This window comes from Streptomyces sp. NPDC127038 (assembly GCF_042725875.1).
Lineage (GTDB): Bacteria > Actinomycetota > Actinomycetes > Streptomycetales > Streptomycetaceae > Streptomyces.
In genome coordinates this window covers 65331-83975 of sequence record NZ_JBHXDQ010000012.1, presented here as the reverse complement: position 1 = coordinate 83975, position 18645 = coordinate 65331, and the positions used below count along the sequence as shown (strand labels likewise).

18 protein-coding genes and 1 pseudogene are annotated in these 18645 nt (G+C 71.3%); 1 reads left to right on the top strand and 18 read right to left on the bottom strand.

Annotated features, from left to right (window positions below):
- Window positions 1-220: 220 nt before the first annotated feature.
- The 16 genes and pseudogenes from dprA to proS form a co-directional block, all read right to left on the bottom strand.
- Complete coding sequence (gene dprA, locus ACFWI4_RS12165; RefSeq protein WP_387194154.1) at window positions 221-1366, bottom strand: DNA-processing protein DprA; 1146 nt, start codon at window positions 1364-1366, stop codon at window positions 221-223.
- Window positions 1363-2988, bottom strand: coding sequence for a YifB family Mg chelatase-like AAA ATPase (locus ACFWI4_RS12160; protein WP_387194152.1), 1626 nt, complete (start codon window positions 2986-2988; stop codon window positions 1363-1365). The genes dprA and ACFWI4_RS12160 overlap by 4 nt, the downstream gene beginning before the upstream one ends.
- Window positions 2988-3359 (bottom strand): YraN family protein, encoded by a 372-nt coding sequence (locus tag ACFWI4_RS12155; protein ID WP_385403993.1) that lies wholly within the window; start codon window positions 3357-3359, stop codon window positions 2988-2990. The genes ACFWI4_RS12160 and ACFWI4_RS12155 overlap by 1 nt, the downstream gene beginning before the upstream one ends.
- Window positions 3360-3481: 122 nt before the next feature.
- A complete protein-coding gene (locus tag ACFWI4_RS12150; protein WP_003965949.1) occupies window positions 3482-3790 on the bottom strand; it encodes a DUF2469 domain-containing protein in 309 nt (102 codons plus the stop codon).
- 55 nt (window positions 3791-3845) lie between these two features.
- A complete protein-coding gene (locus tag ACFWI4_RS12145) occupies window positions 3846-4367 on the bottom strand; it encodes an NUDIX hydrolase (RefSeq protein WP_387194150.1) in 522 nt (173 codons plus the stop codon).
- Window positions 4357-5130, bottom strand: a complete 774-nt coding sequence (gene lepB, locus ACFWI4_RS12140) for a signal peptidase I (protein ID WP_385403998.1) — start codon at window positions 5128-5130, stop codon at window positions 4357-4359. Before lepB (ACFWI4_RS12140) ends, ACFWI4_RS12145 begins: the two co-directional genes overlap by 11 nt.
- Window positions 5131-5340: 210 nt before the next feature.
- The gene (gene lepB, locus ACFWI4_RS12135; protein WP_385404000.1) at window positions 5341-6285 is read right to left on the bottom strand and encodes a signal peptidase I; all 945 of its coding nucleotides are present in this window, start codon (window positions 6283-6285) and stop codon (window positions 5341-5343) included.
- Window positions 6173-7261 (bottom strand): annotated as a pseudogene (gene lepB / locus ACFWI4_RS12130) (signal peptidase I); the annotation flags it as partial. The pseudogene lepB (ACFWI4_RS12130) and the gene lepB (ACFWI4_RS12135), both read right to left, overlap by 113 nt.
- Window positions 7254-7970, bottom strand: a complete 717-nt coding sequence (lepB, locus tag ACFWI4_RS12125) for a signal peptidase I (RefSeq protein WP_387194146.1) — start codon at window positions 7968-7970, stop codon at window positions 7254-7256. The pseudogene lepB (ACFWI4_RS12130) and the gene lepB (ACFWI4_RS12125), both read right to left, overlap by 8 nt.
- Before the next feature lie 79 nt (window positions 7971-8049).
- Window positions 8050-8400: a 50S ribosomal protein L19 gene (gene rplS, locus ACFWI4_RS12120; RefSeq protein WP_385404005.1), complete on the bottom strand. Its 351-nt coding sequence runs from the start codon at window positions 8398-8400 to the stop codon at window positions 8050-8052.
- Between the two features lie 131 nt (window positions 8401-8531).
- Complete coding sequence (trmD, locus tag ACFWI4_RS12115; RefSeq protein ID WP_387194143.1) at window positions 8532-9353, bottom strand: tRNA (guanosine(37)-N1)-methyltransferase TrmD; 822 nt, start codon at window positions 9351-9353, stop codon at window positions 8532-8534.
- On the bottom strand, window positions 9353-9988 hold the full coding sequence (rimM, locus tag ACFWI4_RS12110; RefSeq protein ID WP_387194140.1) for a ribosome maturation factor RimM: 636 nt from the start codon (window positions 9986-9988) through the stop codon (window positions 9353-9355). The genes trmD and rimM overlap by 1 nt, the downstream gene beginning before the upstream one ends.
- A 158-nt stretch (window positions 9989-10146) precedes the next feature.
- Window positions 10147-10386, bottom strand: coding sequence for an RNA-binding protein (locus ACFWI4_RS12105; protein WP_003973401.1), 240 nt, complete (start codon window positions 10384-10386; stop codon window positions 10147-10149).
- A 2-nt stretch (window positions 10387-10388) separates the two neighbouring features.
- On the bottom strand, window positions 10389-10808 hold the full coding sequence (gene rpsP, locus ACFWI4_RS12100; RefSeq protein ID WP_339131840.1) for a 30S ribosomal protein S16: 420 nt from the start codon (window positions 10806-10808) through the stop codon (window positions 10389-10391).
- 403 nt (window positions 10809-11211) lie between these two features.
- On the bottom strand, window positions 11212-11808 hold the full coding sequence (locus tag ACFWI4_RS12095) for a hypothetical protein (RefSeq protein ID WP_385404012.1): 597 nt from the start codon (window positions 11806-11808) through the stop codon (window positions 11212-11214).
- A 251-nt stretch (window positions 11809-12059) separates the two neighbouring features.
- Window positions 12060-13475 carry a proline--tRNA ligase gene (gene proS, locus ACFWI4_RS12090; RefSeq protein WP_385404015.1) on the bottom strand — a complete coding sequence of 472 codons (1416 nt, stop codon included), beginning with the start codon at window positions 13473-13475 and terminating at the stop codon, window positions 12060-12062.
- 200 nt (window positions 13476-13675) lie between these two features.
- Here proS and ACFWI4_RS12085 point away from each other — a divergent pair, with 200 nt between their 5' ends.
- Window positions 13676-14533 (top strand): SAM-dependent methyltransferase, encoded by an 858-nt coding sequence (locus tag ACFWI4_RS12085; RefSeq protein WP_387194135.1) that lies wholly within the window; start codon window positions 13676-13678, stop codon window positions 14531-14533.
- 351 nt (window positions 14534-14884) lie between these two features.
- On the opposite strand, the gene ftsH is transcribed toward ACFWI4_RS12085, so the two are convergent.
- Window positions 14885-16819, bottom strand: a complete 1935-nt coding sequence (ftsH, locus tag ACFWI4_RS12080; protein ID WP_387194132.1) for an ATP-dependent zinc metalloprotease FtsH — start codon at window positions 16817-16819, stop codon at window positions 14885-14887.
- Window positions 16820-16933: 114 nt separating this feature from the next.
- Complete coding sequence (gene ffh / locus ACFWI4_RS12075) at window positions 16934-18487, bottom strand: signal recognition particle protein (RefSeq protein ID WP_387194129.1); 1554 nt, start codon at window positions 18485-18487, stop codon at window positions 16934-16936.
- Between the last annotated feature and the right edge of the window lie 158 nt (window positions 18488-18645).

The window sequence follows — 18645 nt, the reverse complement described above, 5'->3', positions numbered from 1 at the left end:
CGGCGTCACGCCGAGATCGCGGGTGTGCTTCGGATTCTTGTGAGCGTAGCGTGACTGGGCTGTCGCAGTGCGCGAAGGGCTGGCTGTCACCCGCACGCGAAACCTTTCCCCGGGACGTCTCCCGGAGTCACGGCGGTCGCCGTGCGTGACCACCGAGGGGCGCCAACTGCGCTGATTCTCAGGCGTGTCGGCGTTCCCCCGGACGGCCGAACACGCTCGGTCAGCATCTCTCCCGGTCACCTCGGACGGGGGTCGTCGCCTGGCGTGTCAACTTCCAGCCGTCGCCGTGTCGTTCGACGAATCCAAGTGCTCGGAGTTCGTACAGTCTCCCGACCGCGTCGTCCGTGCTGGTCGCCGCCCGCCGGGCGATCTCCTCGGCCCCGGCCGGATCCCGGGCGGGCAGGGCGGCCAGGACCCGCCCCGCGCCCGGTTCCAGCAGATCGCGCGGCAGTACGGGCCCACGGCGGTCCGGGGCCAGCTCTCCCATGTCGCCCACCAGTTCGGCGACGTCCGCGGCGTCGGACACCAGCACGGCCTCCCCGCGCAGCAGTTCGTGCACTCCGGCGGACAGCGCGCTGGTGGCGGGTCCCGGCACGCCCATGGTGAACCGGCCCAGCCGCTGGGCCGCGCGGGCGGTGACGAGCGCTCCGCTGCGGTACGCGGCCTCGACGACCACGGTGCCCCGGGTGAGCGCCGCGATGACCCGGTTGCGCAGGACGAATCTGCTCGGCGTCGGATGCTCGCCCGGCGGCAACTCCCCGACCACGAGTCCCTGTTCCGCGATCCTGGTGATGAGCTGGGCGTGTCCACGGGGGTAGGGGCGGTCGACGCCGCAGGCGAGCACCGCGACCGTGGCACCTCCTGCCCCGAGGGCGCCGCGGTGTGCGGCGCTGTCGATGCCGTAGGCGCCGCCGGACACCACCACCCAGCCCCGTTCGGCGAGGCCGGCGCCGAGGGCGGCGGCCATGTGCGCGCCGTACTCCGTGCAGGCGCGGGCTCCGACGACGGCGACCGACCGCAGCGCCCACAGCCGCAGCCCGGCCCGGCCCCTGACCCAGAGTCCGACGGGCCGCGCGTCCCCGAGGTCGTCGAGCTGGGCGGGCCATTCGGCCTCGCCCGGGCAGACGAACCTCACCCCGGCGTCCCGTGCGAGGGCGAGGTCGCGCTCCGGGTCGGCCCGCTCGGCCCTGGCCCGCAGCCCGGCCCAGCGTCTGTCGGTCATCCCCCGCGGCCGTCCCCGGTCCGCGTGCAGCCTTCGGACCGCCTCCGGGGCCCCGACCTCCCCGATCCAGCGTCCGCAGACCTCGTCACCCGGTTCGACGACCCGGGAGAGCGCGGCGCGGGCCGCGTGGTCGGCGGCCGTCATACCGGTGAGCCGATCGCCATCGGTACCCCGCGCGGGACGCCGGTGCGCAGCTGGAGGGCCAGGGCGACGTCCCCGGCGTCGGGCCGGTCGTGTCCGGACAGGTCGGCGACCGTCCACGCGACGCGGAGCACCCGGTCGAGCCCCCGGGCCGTCAGCAGTCCGCGCTCCAGGCCCCGCTCGGCCTCGTCCATCGCTCCGGCCCGGGCCTGCCAGCGTCCGCGCAGCTCCCGTCCGGGCACCTCGCTGTTGGTGTGCCAGGGCGTTCCCTTCAGACGCTCGGCGGCCCGCTCGCGCCCGGCGAGCACCCGGTCCGCGACCGTCTTCGTCGACTCGCCCCGGGCGCCGCGCGCGGTCAGTTCGGCCCGGGTGACCGGCTCGACGTCCACCCGCAGGTCGACCCGGTCGAGCAGCGGCCCGGAGAGCCGCGCCTGATAGCGGCGGATGACGGAGGGCGGACACTCGCAGAAGTCGTTCGCCGTGCTGAAGCGCCCGCACGGGCAGGGGTTGGCGGCGAGCACCAGCAGGAACTTCGCGGGGAACCGCACCACGCCGGCGCTCCGCGCGATCACCACGTGTCCCGCCTCCAGCGGCTGCCTGAGGGCGTCCAGCGCGAAGCCGGCGAACTCCGGTGCCTCGTCCAGGAAGAGCACCCCGCGGTGGGACAGGGACACCGCGCCGGGGCGGGCGAGCCCCTTGCCGCCGCCGACGAGCGCCTGCATGGTCGCGGAGTGATGGGGTGCGCAGTAGGGCGCGACGTCCACCAGGGGTTTGCCGGGCGGCAGCAGGCCCGCGACGGAGTGGATCGCCGTCACCTCCAGGGACTCCTGGCGGGTGAGGCGCGGCATGATCAGCGGCATCCGCTCGGCCAGCATCGTCTTGCCCGCGCCGGGCGGTCCCTGGAGGAAGACGTGGTGGCCTCCGGCGGCCGCCACCTCCATCGCGGTGCGCGCCGAGAGCTGGCCGACGACGTCGCCGAGGTCGTGGCCCCGGTCGTGCTCCGGCACGGCGATCCCGCACAGGCCGGTGGCCTCGCCCGTGCCCGGCAGGCGCAGCCCGGCCGACAGGGGGTCCGGGCGGCCCCGCTCGTCCGGTTCCTCCTCGGGCACGGGTTCGTCCGCGAGGACCGCGATCAGCTGGCGCAGGCTGCGGACGCCGAGCACGGAGACGCCCGGCACCAGTGAGGCCTCGGCCGCCGCGCACTCCGGCACGACCACCTGTTCGTACCCTGCCTCGGCCGCGGCGAGGACGGCCGGCAGGATGCCGCGGACCGGCCGGACCCTGCCGTCGAGGCCCAGCTCCCCGATCATCACGATGTCGGCGAGGACACGCGGGTCGATCCGCTCGGCGGCGCCCAGCACGGCGCTCGCGACGGCGAGGTCGAAGCCCGAGCCGCCCTTGGGCACCGAGGCCGGGCTCAGTCCCACCGTCAGCTTCTTCTGCGGCCAGGCCGCGCCGGAGTTGACGACCGCCGCCCTGACCCGGTCGCGGCTCTCCGTCAGGCTCTTGTCGGGGAGACCGACCAGCGCGAAGGCGGCGATGCCGGGCTCCAGGTCGGCCTGGACCTCGACGACGACGCCCTCCACGCCGACCAGGGCCACCGAGCACGTACGCGCGAACCCCATCAGGCCACCCCCCGCGCGTGCTCGACCACGGGTGCGCCGCGTTCGGGGATCAGGACGCCGACCAGGTCGATGCGGACGCCGCCCGGTGGGGCTCCGCCGTGTTCCTGGAGCCAGCGTTCGGCCAGGCCGCGCAGCCGGCGGGCCTTGGCCGGGGTGACGGCCTCCATCGGATGCTGGAACGCCCCCGCCGTGCGGGTCTTGACCTCGCAGACGACCAGCGCGTCGCCGTCCCGGGCCACGATGTCGATCTCGCCGGTCCTGCCACAGCGCCAGTTGCGCGCCAGGACCGTCATGCCGCTCCCGGTCAGCCCCCGCGCGGCGAGTTCCTCGCCGTAGGCGCCCAGTGCGTTGCGTGCCTCGGATGTCTTCATGTCGGCACCACCTCCGGCACCGACACTGACGCCGTCTCACCCGGCTGTTGGATCTTGGTGGACGAGCGGGTGACTGGGGAAAACCCAGTCACCCGAACGAGTCACCACCGTGATTGCGCTCCTCAGCCGCCCGGCAGCTCCAGATCGCTCTTGTTCAGCTCCTCGATGTTCACGTCCTTGAAAGTGAGGACGCGCACCTGTTTCACGAAGCGGGCGGGACGGTACATGTCCCACACCCAGGCATCCGCCATGGACACCTCGAAAAACACCTCGCCCTGGACCGAGTGCACCTGCATCTCGTAGTCGTTGGTGAGGTAGAAGCGCCGCTCGGTCTCGATCACATATTTGAACAGACCGACGACGTCGCGGTACTCCCGATAGAGCTTCAGCTCCATCTCGGTCTCGTACTTCTCGAGGTCCTCGGCGCTCATGGCATGTTCCCCTTCAGCCGTGCGTTCCCCTATTGTGCGCCAGCCCCGGGAGCCCCTAGACGATTTCCGTGTCGAGGACCTCGGGCGTGGCCGGGGGACCCTCGTCGAGCACCCTGCGCAGCAGCCCGGCGAGCTTGGTCGGATACACCGTCTCATGTGCCTCGGCCAGTTCCCGGCACGTCCACCAGCGCGCTCCGGCGACACTGCGCCGCTCCAGCTCCGTCAGCCCCGTGGCGGCCGTGGCCGTCTGGGTCGTACGGGCCAGGAAGTACCACTCGTCCTGGTTCCAGCGCCTGCCCGCGAACGGGAACGAGCAGACCCGCCGCCACAGCACGGGGCCCAGTTCGACCTCGGTGATGCCGGTCTCCTCCACGAGTTCCCGCAGGGCCGCCTGCTCCCGGGTCTCGTCGCCCTCCACCCCGCCGCCGGGGGTGAACCACCAGTCGTCCGAGGGATCGTCCGGCTCGTGGCCGTGCAGCAGCAGTACGCGGTCCCGCGGGTCGAGCAGCACGACCCGGGCGACCCTGCGCAGCCCTCCACCGGGGCCCTCGTCGGACGCGGGCGCCTCAGGCGGCACCGGCGGACTCCTTGCCGGCGCGGGACCGCCCGGCCAGCTTGGCGACCGGTCCGTACGCCGCTCCGCCCAGGACGAGGACGGCACCGGCGATCACCAGGGCGATCATCGTGGGGAGCGGTCCCGGCGCGGACAGGGCGCCGAGCGCCTTGAAGCCGTCGGGGCGGGCGAGCATGCCGTTCATCGGCCACGCGATGGCCTCGACCCGGGCCTTCACGGCGCCGCGCGCCACGGTGCCGCGGGCCGCGTCCGTCAGGTGCGCGGTGGAGTCGAGGGAGCCCCGCCGCTCGTCGCCCAGGAGGAACAGCCGCCCGGCGGGGACCTTGACGGTGGGGAAGCCCGTGAGCTCGGCCAGGCTCCCCTCGGGCAGATACGATTCGTCGATCTGTTTGCCGTTGACGGTCAGCTTGCCGTCGGTGCAGCAGGAGACGGTGTCGCCGCCGACGGCGACCACCCGCTTGACCACGGACGAGCCGGTGACCCACGTCTTGTCGTCGAAGACCACGACGTCACCGCGGCGGACCTCGCTGCCGTCGACGCGCTGCGCGAGCACGCGGTCACCGATCTTGATCGTCGGTGCCATCGAACTCGTGGGGACGGTGTACGGCCGGTAGACGACCGCCGCCCAGCCGAAACCGCCGAGGAACAGCACCAGACCCAGCGCGACGGCCAGTCCGGACAGCCGCTGTCCGGTCCTGCTCCCCACCGGGGCCTTGCCTGTGCCGCCGCTGCGCGGGGCCGTACGTGTTGCGCTCTCGCCACCCATGGGGCCGCACCTTACCCGGGGGTACGGTCCGGGGTCAGCCCCCTCCGGATCACGATCGCCGGAGCGGGCCGGATCCGCGCGGCTCGCGCGGCCGGGTGGCGTGGCCTGCTTGCGCGGCCCGCACGGCCCGTGTGGCCTGCGCGGGAAAGGAACAGGGCCGGCCGCCCCGGACCTGTCCGGAGAGACCGGCCCCGAAGGCCGAGCGGTTCCTCAGTCGTTCTCGGACGCCTTGCGCCTGCGGCGGCGCACCACCACGAGCGGCGCCACGCCCAGCAGGGCCAGCGAACCCGGCGCGGTCACCGCCGCGGCCGCCTGGTCGCTCAGACCGGGCTGGTCGAAGGTGTCCGGCACCGGGAGGGTGCCCCAGCGGTTGATGGGCCAGGCCTTGACGATGGCGCGGCCGACGACGTCGTTCACCGGCACCATGCCGTGGTGCTTGTCCGTCTGGTTGTAGCGCGAGTCCCGCGAGTTCTGGCGGTGGTCGCCCATCACCCAGATCATGCCCTTGGGCACCTTGACCTTGAACTGGCCGCCGTCCTCGTCCTGGCTGCACGGGGTGTTCCCGGCGTACACGTACGACGACTCGTTCAGTGCCTTGCCGTTGACCTTCAGCGGGCCGGTGCCCTTGCACTCGATGGTGTCACCACCGACGCCGATGACCCGCTTGATCAGGTCCTTCTCCTCGGCGGACGGCATCAGGCCGATCCAGCTGAGGACGGTCTGAAGAGCGTTCGGGTTGGCCGTGGGCTCGCCCGCCAGCCAGTTGTCCGGGTCGTGGAAGACGACGACCTCGCCCCGCTGCGGCTCGGAGCCGAACCACGGGGTGAGCTTGTCGACCAGGACGCGGTCACCCTGCTGGAGGGTGTTCTGCATCGAGTCCGAGGGGATCGAGAACGCCTGCACCAGGAACGTCTTGATGATCAGAGCGAGCACCAGAGCGATGCCGATCAGGATCGGCAGCTCCTTCCAGAAGGAGCGCTGCTTGGTGGACTTCGGGTCCCGTCCGGAACGCCCGGTCGAGACGTCACCGTCCTCCGAACCGCTCCCGGAATCGGAACCGGGTTCTACGGCCGGGGCAGCCGCATCCTCGGGCCGCTCCGGCTGCCCTTCGGGACCTTCGTGCCCAGAACGCGCGCCGACCGCCACATCCCCCACATCCACTCCTCACTCCGTGCCGCCGCCCGCGCCGTATTCGGCGCAGGCCCACCACTCCCATAACGAGCGGGAGTTCCGCAGGGCTCGGGAGCGGGATCAATCCGTCTGGATCCGCAGAGGCCACCCTATGCGACAGAGCTGGAGCGGAAGCCGACCCTCCAGGCGCGTCGGCCACCGTCGAGAACGTGTTCGGCTCCTGGAGCCGGGTCCAGTGGCCGATGGGCCAGCCGATGACCATCGCGCGGCCCACCACCGACTTCTCGGAGACGGTGCCGCTGAACTTGTCGCTGCGGTGGTAACGGGAGTCCGCGGAGTTGCCCCGGTGGTCGCCGAGCATGAACAGGCGGCCCGCGGGCACCTTCACCTCGAAGGCGAAGTCCGACGGTTTGTCCCCGGCGTAGATGTACGGCTCGGTCAGGGGGGTGCCGTTCACCGTCACCCGGCCCTGCGCGTCACAGCACTTGACCGTGTCCCCGCCGAGCCCGACGACCCGCTTGATCAGGTCCTTCTCGTTGTCGGAGGGCAGCAGTCCGATGAAGGTCAGCCCTTCCTTGAACTGCTTGACGACCACGGGGTCGTTCTTCTTCTGGGTGTCCTCGGCGGTCAGCCAGCCGCCGGGGTCCTTGAAGACGACGACGTCACCGCGCTTGGGCTGGGAGCCGAACCAGGGGGTGAACTTGTCCACCAGGACGCGGTCACCGATCTGGATGGTGTTCTCCATGGAGCCCGACGGGATCACGAAGGCCTGGACGAGGAACGTCTTGAGGACCAGGGCTATCAGCACGGCCACGCCGACGAGGAGGGGGATCTCCTTGACCGCCGAGCGCCGTCTGCGCCGCTTGATCTTGCGCGCCAGCTTGCGGCGCTCGACCCGGCTGGGCCGGGCGGCGCCGCCGGAGGCGCGCCGCGCCCCGGTGGGCAGCGGGTTGTCGGAGGCGGCGGCGGAGACCCCGCGCGCGCGTCCACGGTTACCCACGGGCACCTCCGGCGGCCGGCACGCCCGCGTAGGCGGCGGGGCGCGTCAGACGGCTCCAGTGGCCCGCGGGCCAGGCGATCCAGTCGGCCCTGCCGATGACATCGCCGACGGGGACCATGCCACCGCCGGGCGAGCCCAGATGGTCACGGGAATCGCTGGAGCGGCTGCGGTGATCCCCCAGGAGGAACAGGGTCCGCTCGGGCACGACGATGTCGAAGGGCACCTCGGAGGGGCTGTCGCCCCGATAGAGAAATGTCGACTCGTCGACCGATCGGCCGTTCACCTCGAGTCTCCCCTCCTTGTCGCAGCAGACCACGTGGTCTCCCCCTACCCCGACGACGCGTTTGACGTAGTCCGCGTTCCCGAAATAACCGGTGCCGTCGAAGACGACGACATCGCCCCGCTGCGGCTCGGAACCGAAACGGTACGCCAACTTGTTTACGAGAACGCGGTCGCCGATCCTCAATCCGGACTCCATGGAACCGCTGGGAATTTCGAACGGCTGCATCACGAAGCGGCTGACCAGCAGCAGAAATCCCAGACAGATCAGCACGGTCAGGGTGATCCGGCCCCCGGGAAGCCACGCGGCGGCCTTGTCGGTGAACGCAGAACGCGACCGCTCCTCCGGCCCCGCTGTGTCCGAGATCTCCTCGGAAGCGGAAGGGCGGGAGGAGCGGTCGCGCTCCACGGGCTGTGCGTCGGTGTCCATCGGGGCCAGATGCTATCCGGCCCGTCTGAGACGCCTTCTTACCGGCTCGGTCGCCGACGGGTCACCGCGGCGGACGAGCTCAGTTGTCGCGCTTCTCCTTGATCTTCGCGGCCTTGCCGCGCAGCTCACGGAGGTAGTACAGCTTCGCGCGACGGACGTCACCGCGGGTGACGAGCTCGATCTTCTCGACGATCGGGGTGTGCACCGGGAAGGTGCGCTCGACGCCGACGGAGAACGAGACCTTGCGGACCGTGAAGGTCTCGCGGACACCGGCGCCCTGGCGACGGATGACTACGCCCTTGAACTGCTGCACACGGGAGCGGTTGCCCTCGATGACGCGGACGTGGACGTTGACGGTGTCACCCGGGCGGAAGGCCGGGATGTCGGTGCGCAGCGAGGCGCCGTCGACGGAGTCGAGCAGGTGAGACATTTTGTCTGCTTTCTTCGCTGATGCCACAGGTCATCAACGGGAGAGAGGTTCGAAGATGATGCCGTCTCGTCGGGACGGGCGTCGTGTCCCCCTGTGGCAGGGGCGCACGCCGGACGACGGAGAGCAGCGGCCTATTCTTCCACGGGCTCCGGCCTGCGCCAAAATCGGCCGTCGGGGGCCGGGCGCCAGCCCATGATCGAGAGCATCTCGCGGTCCTTCTTGTCGAAGGAGGAGGCCTCGCAGCGTTCGATGAGGTCGGGCCGGTTCGCCGCCGTGCGGCGCAGGGCCTCGTCGCGGCGCCAGCGGGCGATCTTCCCGTGGTGCCCGCTGACCAGCACGTCGGGGATCTCACGGCCGCGCCACTGCGGGGGCTTGGTGTACACCGGGCCCTCCAGGAGGTTGGCCATGGGCCCGGGGGCGAAGGAGTCGTCCCGGTGGGACTCGGCGTTGCCGAGGACACCCGGGAGGAGCCTGGCCACGGCCTCGGTGACGACGAGGACGGCCGCCTCGCCGCCGGCGAGGACGTAGTCGCCGATGGAGACCTCGTAGACGGGCATGCGGGTCGCGTACTCGTCGATGACACGGCGGTCGATGCCCTCGTAGCGCGCGGGCGTGAAGACCAGCCAGGGGCGCTCGGAGAGCTCGACGGCGAGCTGCTGGGTGAAGGGGCGTCCGCTCGGGGTGGGGACCACGAGGGCGGGGCCGTGGGCGCCCGTCTCGTAGCCGTCCGCGAGGGCGGTGTCCAGGGCCTCGCCCCAGGGCTCGGTCTTCATGACCATGCCGGGGCCGCCGCCGTAGGGCGTGTCGTCGACCGTGTTGTGGCGGTCGTACGTCCAGTCCCTGAGGTCGTGCACGTGCACGTTCAGCTGCCCGCGCGCTCGGGCCTTGCCGACGAGCGAGACGTTCAGGGGCTCCAGGTACTCGGGGAAGATCGTGACCACGTCGAGCCGCATCAGACGTCGGCCCCCGTGGCGTCCTCGCCGGACCCGTTGCCGTCCGGGCCGGCCTCGGCGGACCCGGTCTCAGCGTCCTCCGCGGCCTCCGCGGCCTCCTCGTCCCTGGCGGAGACGATCTCGGCCCGGTCGTCGATCAGCCCGGGCGGCGGGTCGATGACGGCCCGCTGCTCCTCCAGGTCGATCTCGACGACGATCTCCTCCACGAACGGGATCAGCACCTCGGTCCCGTCCGGGCGCTCCACCACGAACAGGTCCTGCGAGGGCAGGTGCGAGATCTCCGTGATGCGTCCGACCTCGGCGCCGTCGACGGTGACCACGTCCAGGTCCATCAGCTGGTGGTCGTAGTACTCGTCCGGGTCCTCGGGCGTCTCGTCCGGGTCGACCTCGGCGATCAGCAGGGTGTTGCGCAGGGCCTCGGCCGCGTTGCGGTCGCGCACGCCCGCGAAGCGCAGCAGGAGACGGCCGCTGTGGACGCGGCCCGTCTCGATGGTCAGTGGCCCGGTGGAGGCCGGATCGGTGAGCAGGACGGCACCGGGGCCGAGCCGCAGCTCCGGCTCGTCGGTGCGGACCTCCACGGTGACCTCGCCCTTGATGCCGTGGGCGCGGCCGACGCGAGCGACTACCAGCTGCACTGTGCTTGATCTCCTGTGGTGTACCGACGGCGAAGCTTCGGATGCGGATACGAGGGCCCGGCCCGACCGCGCGGCGGACGGTTCCGGCCGTACAGACGACTACGGGCCGGGGACGGCTCGTAAGCCCTCCCCGGCCCGAGCCGGTGCTGCCTGTTACGTCAGCGGACGTGGTCCACGTCGACGAGGTCGACGCGGACACCGCGGCCGCCGATGGCACCCACGACGGTCCGCAGAGCGCGCGCGGTGCGGCCGTTGCGGCCGATCACCTTGCCGAGGTCGTCCGGGTGGACCCGGACCTCGAGAACGCGCCCGCGGCGCAGGTTGCGCGAGGCGACCTGCACGTCGTCGGGGTTGTCGACGATGCCCTTCACGAGGTGCTCGAGAGCCTCCTCGAGCATGCTCAGGCCTCGGTCGACTCGGACTCGGCCGCGGCCTCGTCCTTCTTCTCAGCCTTCTTCTTCTGGGTGATGGCCTCACCCTTGCCCGTGTCCTCGCCACCGAGGGCGTCGAACAGCGGGCGCGCGGCCTTCGGCTCGGCGACGAGCAGCGGAGCCGGGGCCGGCAGGCCCTTGAACTTCTGCCAGTCACCGGTCAGCTTCAGGATGGCGAGCACGGGCTCGGTCGGCTGCGCGCCGACACCCAGCCAGTACTGCGCGCGGTCCGAGTCGACCTCGATGCGCGAAGGGTTCTGCACCGGGTGGTACAGACCGATCTCCTCGATGGCCCGGCCGTCACGGCGGGTACGGGAGTCGGCGACGACGATGCGGTAGTGAGGCGAACGGATCTTGCCCAGACGCTTCAGCTTGATCTTGACTGCCACGGAAGTGGTGTCTCCTGGTCTTGACGGGGTTGGGCACGCAGAGATGGCCGCGTGGGGTTGCGGTACCCGAGTGCCCGATGGACGCGTCAGCCGGAGGAGAGAGGGGTCCTATGCGGCTGTCGAGTACAGCTAGCCATTCTGCCACATCCTGCGCACAGCCCGGACCGGGGGTGCCGCGGCTCACGCCGGACGGGCACGCGGCCGGCGGGCACCCGGCGTTCCGGGTGCCCACGGGCCACGCGACGGGGCGGACCGGCCGCCGGGGGGGTCGGAGAGGTGCCGCCCGCGCGCACTCGTGCCTCCTGAATTCCCCCACCCGCGCGGGGCGGGTGGGGGAGGCACGACTGCTCACGGGCCGTGCGGACTCGTCCGGCACCCACGAGACGCCGGTTGAGCACACGCCTCAGCCGGCTGCGGCCCCGACCACCTCCGGGATGCGGAAGGGCTTGCCGCAGCCCCCGCACACGATCGGCGCCTGCGCGAGGACGGACGGGACCACGCGCACGTTGCGCCCGCAGTCGCAGACCGCCTTGACCCGCACGCCTCCACCGGAGGAGCCGTGGCGGGCGGCCGGACCGCGGAACGAGCGGGCCGTGTCCGCGGACGTGGCGGCCGAGTGGGCCTTCAGCGCGCGCTGGAGCCGCTCGATGGTCGGACGGTAGCGGCGCTTCGCCTCGGGGTTGAGCGTGACCAGGGAGAAGCCACTGCTGGGATGCGGTTCCTCCGGGTGGTCGAGGCCCAGCTCCTCGGCGATCGCGAGGAATCTGCGGTTGTGGTAGCGGCCGGCGCGCGAGGTGTCGCGGACTCCACGGGCGGCGGCGATGCCGTGGACTGCTTCGTGAAGCAGTCGTTCGAAGGAGAGCTCGTGTCCGCAGGCGGACGACGATTCTCCGATCAGGGACTCTGGCGCGGCAAGATCGGGCAGTTCGGGGTGGTGCCGCTGAATGTCGGCCCACGCGCCTGCCAGCTCTGCGGCGAGAACAGGTGGTGTCGTGCTCACGTAATGAGAACGAGCGGGAGTGCCTCCGTGTTCCTATTACGGGGCATCCCAAATAATTTGCACGTACCCGTCAGTTGGCACTGATGCGTCGCGACGAGGGCGGGTGCGCTGATCTGCGGAGAAGCGTCACAGCTCCTACCAAGGCGGTACGTAGGCACACGTACGCCCCGGCGCGTAGGCGACATCCGCACGCCGGGGCACCTGTGGCGCGGGAATGCGCAAGAGGTGTTTCGGCCGCCCTGGGGCCCCGCTCAGTAGGCGCGGGCGACGACGGCGACGTTACCGGGTGCGTCGTCGGCGTCGGGCACCGACCCGTCCTCGGCGACCAGACACCGTACGGTCACCGCGTGCTCGGCGAGCCCCGCCTCGCCCTCTTCGCCGAGGTCGGCCCAGGGGATGCGCGCCCAGCCGCCGGCCAGCGCGGCCTCCACCGCCTCGGCGGCCGTGGACACGTCCGACGTACGGGACTCGCGGCGCTCGCGGGACTGCTTCAGGAGCAGCGCCTGGTCCTCCTCCAGCATCGCGGGGACCAGGGCCGCCAGCGCGTCGACGGCCACCGGCTCCTTGCCGCCGGGAATGCGGCGGACCAGCATCGCCGTGCCGCTCTCCAGGTCACGGGGGCCGATCTCGACCCGTACGGGGACGCCCTTGAGCTCCCAGTCGACGGCGCGGCGCCCGAAGGGGGTGTCCGTACGGTCGTCGACCTGGACCCGTACCCCCGCCGCGGTCAGTCGCTCGCCGATCTCGCGGACCTTGGCCAGAACCGCATCGTCGCCCTTGATCGCGAGGACGACCACCTGTACCGGGGCGAGCCGGGGCGGCACCCGCAACCCGCTGTCATCGCCGTGCGACATGATCAGGCCACCCACCATGCGGGTCGAGGAGCCCCAGGAGGTCTGCCAGACGAGCTCCTGCCGGCCGTCCCCCGACAGGTACCGGGTGTTGAACGCCCTGGCGAAGTTCTGCCCCAGCTCGTGACTCGTGCCCAGCTGGAGCGCCTTGCCGTCACCCATCATGCCTTCGAGCGTGAGGGTGTTGATCGCGCCCGCGAACCGCTCGCCCGCCGTCTTCCGGCCGAGGACGACGTCGATGCCGAGGACGTTCACCATGAAGTCGGCGTAGACCTCCTTGTGGATGTGCGCGGCGTAGTCCCGCGCGTCCTCGTACGTGGCGTGCGCGGTGTGGCCCTCCTGCCAGAGGAATTCGGTCGTCCTCAGGAACACCCGCGGGCGCATCTCCCAACGGACCACGTTCGCCCACTGGTTGATGAGCAGCGGCAGGTCGCGGTAGCTCTGCACCCACTTGGAGAAGTACTCGTTGACGATCGTCTCGGAGGTGGGCCGGACGACGACCGGCTCCTCCAGCTCCTTGCCGCCGCCGTGCGTGACGACCGCGAGCTCGGGCGCGAAGCCCTCGACGTGCTCGGCCTCCCGGTTCAGGTACGACTGCGGGATGAACAGCGGGAAGTACGCGTTCTGGGCGCCCGCCGCCTTGATGCGGGCGTCCATCTCCTGCTGCATCCGCTCCCACAGCCCGTACCCGTAGGGCCGGATGACCATGGTGCCGCGCACCGGTCCGTTGTCGGCGAGCTCGGCCTTGCCGATCAAGTCCTGGTACCAGCGCGGGAAGTCGTCCGCCCTGGGCGTGAGCACGGGTGCCTTTGCCATGTGGGTGATGCTACGGGCACACGTTGCCGGTATGTGAATTCTTGCGCCTTTCGCGCCTGGGGCACAAAGAGGGCCCCGCAACCCCTGGACGGCACGTCGAGGGCGGAGTTACCTGACATACGGGGGGAGTGCGGGCCTTACGCGCGGGGGCGGAGGAAAGGAGGCCCGGCGGCAACTCTCGGCGGATTGGGGCACTTTCGATGACACCTACGCTCGTGCGGCAGCGCCTTCCTCATGCGGGCCCACCGGGCCGCGCGGACCGGGGTGCACGCGCGCGTGACTGGGCCGAGATCCAGGAGCGGATGCTGGTGCCGCTCTACGAGGCCGTCCACGACCGGCTCGAAGTGGGCGCGGGGACGCGGCTGCTCGGGCTCGGCTGCGGGTCGGGGCTCGCCCTGCTGATGGCCGCCTCCCGCGGCGCCGCGGTCACGGGTGTCGACTCCTCGTCGCCCGAACGGCTGGCCCTCGCGCGGGAACGGCTGCTGCCGCGGGACGGGGACGCCGGCCCGCGCGCGGAGACCCGGGTCGTGGCGGGATCCCCTCGGGACACGGTGGCCGAGGGGGCTCCCCCCTACACCCTGGTGACCGCGTTCGAGCCGATCGGCTGCGTGGCCGGGGACTCCGAGGGACTCGGCTCGCTGCTCGCGGAGGCGGCGCCGCTCGCCGGCCGGGGGGCGCCCGTGGTGCTGGTCGGGTGGGGGCCGCCGGAGCGGTGCGCCACCTCGGCGGTGCTGCGGGTGGCGACCAAGCTCGCCGATCCGCTGCGCGGTGCGGCGAGCTGGCGTGCGGCCTGCCGGGACGACCTGGAGGAGGTCGCCCAGCGGGCCGGGCTGCGGCCGGACGGGTCCGGGCGGGTGGCCTGTCCGTTCGGCTACGCCGATGTGGACAGCGCGGTGCGCGGGCTGCTCTCCACGGGGCTCTTCGACGCCGCGGTGGAGGCCACCGACCAGGCCCAGGTCGACAAGGAGGTGACCGAGGCGCTGCATCCTCATCTGCGGCGCGACGGGACCGTCTGGATGCCGAACGTGTTCCGGTATCTGATCGCCCGTACGCCCTGAGGGGGGTGATGGGGCTGGGCCCTTGTGCCGGTGCGTCAGGCCTTCGGCGGGGACCGGTGGGGGGGTCGGGGCCGTGCCGGTGCATCAGGCCGTCGCCGTTGGGTGAGGTGTGGGCGTCGGTGGCGACGGCCATCGATGTACCGGCACGGCCCCTCGCGTCGTATCCCGGCTGCGGGTGCGTCGTGGTGGATGCCGGCACGGCCCCTCACGCCGGATGCCGACTGCGGGTGCGTCGTGGTGGATGCCGGCACGGCCCCTCACGCCGTATCCCGGCTGCGGGTGCGTCGTGGTGGATGCCGACTGCGGGTGCGTCGTGGTGGATGCCGGGTGCGGGAGGGTGGGGGTTCGGGGTCACACCTCCTTCGTCGTTCGGGGGACTCCGGCGATGCGGTATGCCTCGGCCTCCTCCAGGGTTTCGTTCGCGAGGAGGGCCTCCGCCAGGGCGTCCAGCTGTTCCCGGTGTTCACGGAGTTTCTGGCAGGCCTCCTCGTAGCACTCGTCGACGATGCGGCGCATCTCGTGGTCGATCGAGTCGAGGGTGCCCGGGGCGGCGGCTAGGCCGTAGGCCTGCTGGGCGTCGTTGGGCAGCGCGGACAGCCTGCCGACGCGTTCGCTCATGCCCCAGCGGGCCACCATGCCGCGGGCGAGGTTGGTGACCTGTTCCAGGTCGTTCTCCGAGCCCGTGGTGATGACGTCGTAGACGACGTGCTCGGCCGCCATGCCGCCGAGGGCGCCGATGATCCGGCCGCGCAGATACTCCTCGGTGTACGCGTACCGGTCCGCGTCCGGTGTCGAGAGGGTGACGCCGAGGGCCCGGCCGCGCGGCACGATGGTGATCTTGCGGACCGGGTCGGCGCCCGGCCGCAGCATCCCGAGGAGGGCGTGGCCGCTCTCGTGGTACGCGGTGCGGCGGCGCTCCTCGTACGGCATGACCAGGGAGCGTTCGGCGCCGAGCTGGACCTTCTCCAGTGCTTCGGAGAGGTCGCCCTGGGTCACCTCGGACTGCTTGCGCTTGACGGCGAGGAGCGCGGCCTCGTTGGCGAGGTTGGCGAGATCCGCGCCGGTCATGCCCGGGGTCGTCCGGGCCACCTGGGTGAGGTCCACGTCGGGGGCGAGCGGGATCTCGCGGGTGTGGATCTCCAGGATCGCCTCCCGGCCGCCGCGGTCGGGCGGCGAGACGTTGACGACCCGGTCGAAGCGGCCGGGGCGGGTGAGCGCCGGGTCCAGGATGTCCGCCCGGTTGGTGGCGGCGATGACGATGACGCCCTCCGAACCGGAGAAGCCGTCCATCTCGGTGAGGATCTGGTTGAGCGTCTGTTCGCGCTCGTCGTGGCCGCCCATCGCGGAACCGCCCGACCGCGACCGTCCGATGGTGTCGATCTCGTCGATGAAGATGATGGACGGGGCCACCTTGCGGGCCTCGGCGAACAGTTCGCGGACCCGGGACGCGCCGACGCCCACGATCATCTCGATGAACTCGGACGCCGAGGCGGAGAAGAAGGGGACGCCCGCCTCGCCCGCGACCGCCCGGGCGAGCAGGGTCTTGCCGGTGCCGGGCGGGCCCGCCAGCAGCACTCCGCGGGGCATCTTCGCGCCCATCCTGCGGTAGGCGTCGGGGTTCTTGAGGAAGTCCACGACGTCGTCGACCTCGCCGGCCACCTCGTCGATGCCGGCCACGTCCGAGAACGTGGTGCGCTTGCCGCCGGGCACGAGCTCGACCGGTTTCGGGGGCGTCTTGCGGCCGAGCATGCCGCCCGCGCCGCCCATGCCCGAGCCCATCCGCCGGGCGATGAAGATCCACAGGACGACGAGCAGGATCATCGGGGCGAGCGAGATCAGCAGGTTGAACAGGAAGCTGCGCTCCTGCACCACCGGCGAGGCGGTCACGGTGACGTCGTGCTTCTGGAGGTTCTGCCAGAGGTTGTCGTCCGCGAAGACCGGGCGCTGCGTCTTGAACTTGGTGTACTTCCCGCCGCCGTCGGGCTTCTCCTGGGAGTTCTTGAGCTGTCCCTGGATCGCGTCGCCCTTGGCGTAGATCTTGGTGACGTTGCCGTCGCCGACCTGTCTGCTGAACTCCGTGTACGAGATCGTCGGCTCGTTGCCCTGGTTGTAGAAGGACAGCACCAGGTTGGCGATCAGGAACACGATGAGCGCGGCCAGGGCCAGGCTCCACCAGCCGCCGGGCAGCTTCCGCCGGCCGCCGGGCGGCGGTGTCGGCTCGGGGGGCGTGCCTTCGGTGCGCCACGGCTGGTCCGGTGCCTTGCGGGGCGGCACGGGATTGCTCATACAGGGACGTTACGACACATGGCGGACACCGGCACCCGCGGTCATGCCGCTGGGGGCGCCTCTCGGTGAGAGGCGCCCCCAGCGGGCGTCACGACAGCGCTTGCGCGCGGGGCGTCAGCCCATGAACTTCTTGAACTCGTCCGGCAGCTCGAAGTTGTCCTGGGCGTTCTGCTGCGGAAGACCGAAGGCGTTGCCGCCCTGGGCGCCGGCCTCGCGGCGGGCGGCCTCCTCTTCCTCCTGCTGCTTGCGCTTCATCGGGTTGCCGGAGCGCTGCTTGCCCTTGGCCACCTTCGGCTTCTTCTTGGCGCGGCCGGGGCCGCCGCCCATGCCCGGCATCCCCGGCATGCCCGGCATCCCGCCGCCCTGGGCCATGCGGGACATCATCTTGCGGGCCTCGAAGAAGCGCTCGACCAGGCCCTTGACCGCGCTGACCTCGACGCCGGAACCCTTGGCGATACGGGCGCGGCGCGAGCCGTTGATGATCGTCGGGTCCTGGCGCTCGCCCGGGGTCATCGACTTGATGATCGCGCCGACACGGTCGACGTCCCGCTCGTCCAGGTTGTTGATCTGGTCCTTGATCTGGCCCATGCCCGGGAGCATGCCGAGCAGCTTGCTGATGCTGCCCATCTTCCGGACCTGTTCCATCTGGGCCAGGAAGTCGTCCAGGGTGAAGTCCTGGCCCTTCTTGGACGCCAGCTTGGAGGCCATCTTCTCGGCCTCTTCCTGGCTGAACGTCTTCTCCGCCTGCTCGATCAGGGTGAGGAGGTCACCCATGTCGAGGATGCGGGAGGCCATCCGGTCAGGGTGGAAGGCGTCGAAGTCGTCGAGCTTCTCGCCGTTCGAGGCGAACATGATCGGCTTGCCGGTGATCTGCCGGATCGACAGGGCGGCACCACCGCGGGCGTCACCGTCGAGCTTGGAGAGCACCACGCCGTCGAAGCCGACGCCGTCGCGGAAGGCCTCGGCGGTGTTGACCGCGTCCTGGCCGATCATCGCGTCGACGACGAAGAGGATCTCGTCGGGGCTGACGGCGTCGCGGATGTCCGCGGCCTGCTGCATCAGCTCCTGGTCGATACCGAGGCGGCCTGCGGTGTCCACGATCACGATGTCGTGGACCTTGGCCTTGGCGAACTCGATGGAGTCCTTGGCGACCTTGACCGGGTCGCCGACGCCGTTGCCCGGCTCGGGGGCGTAGACGGCGACGCCCGCGCGCTCGGCGACGACGCTGAGCTGGTTCACCGCGTTGGGGCGCTGGAGGTCGGCGGCGACGAGGATCGGGGAGTGCCCCTGGTCCTTGAGCCACTTGCCGAGCTTTCCGGCGAGCGTGGTCTTGCCCGCGCCCTGGAGGCCCGCGAGCATGATCACGGTGGGCGGGTTCTTGGCGAACCGCAGACGGCGGGTCTCGCCGCCGAGGATCGTCACGAGCTCGTCGTTGACGATCTTCAGGACCTGCTGGGCGGGGTTGAGGGCCCTGGAGACATCGCTGCCCATGGCCCGTTCCTTGACGTTCTTGATGAACGTGCGGACGACGGGCAGGGCGACATCGGCTTCGAGGAGCGCGATGCGGATCTCGCGTGCCGTGGCGTCGATGTCCGCCTCACTGAGGCGCCCCTTGCCGCGGAGGTTTTTGAACGTCGCGCTGAGGCGGTCGGAGAGGGTATCGAACACGGTGGCTTCGGTCCTCGGAGTCGGGGTCGTTTCGGGCTGCCCTCCAGGGTATCTGTCCCCGCAAGCGATTCGTCCCCGCGCACCGCATTCGACGGGCCGGGACGGCCTCCGGAGCGGCGGGGGCACGGGTCCGCGCCCCCGCGAGGACCGTGATCCGC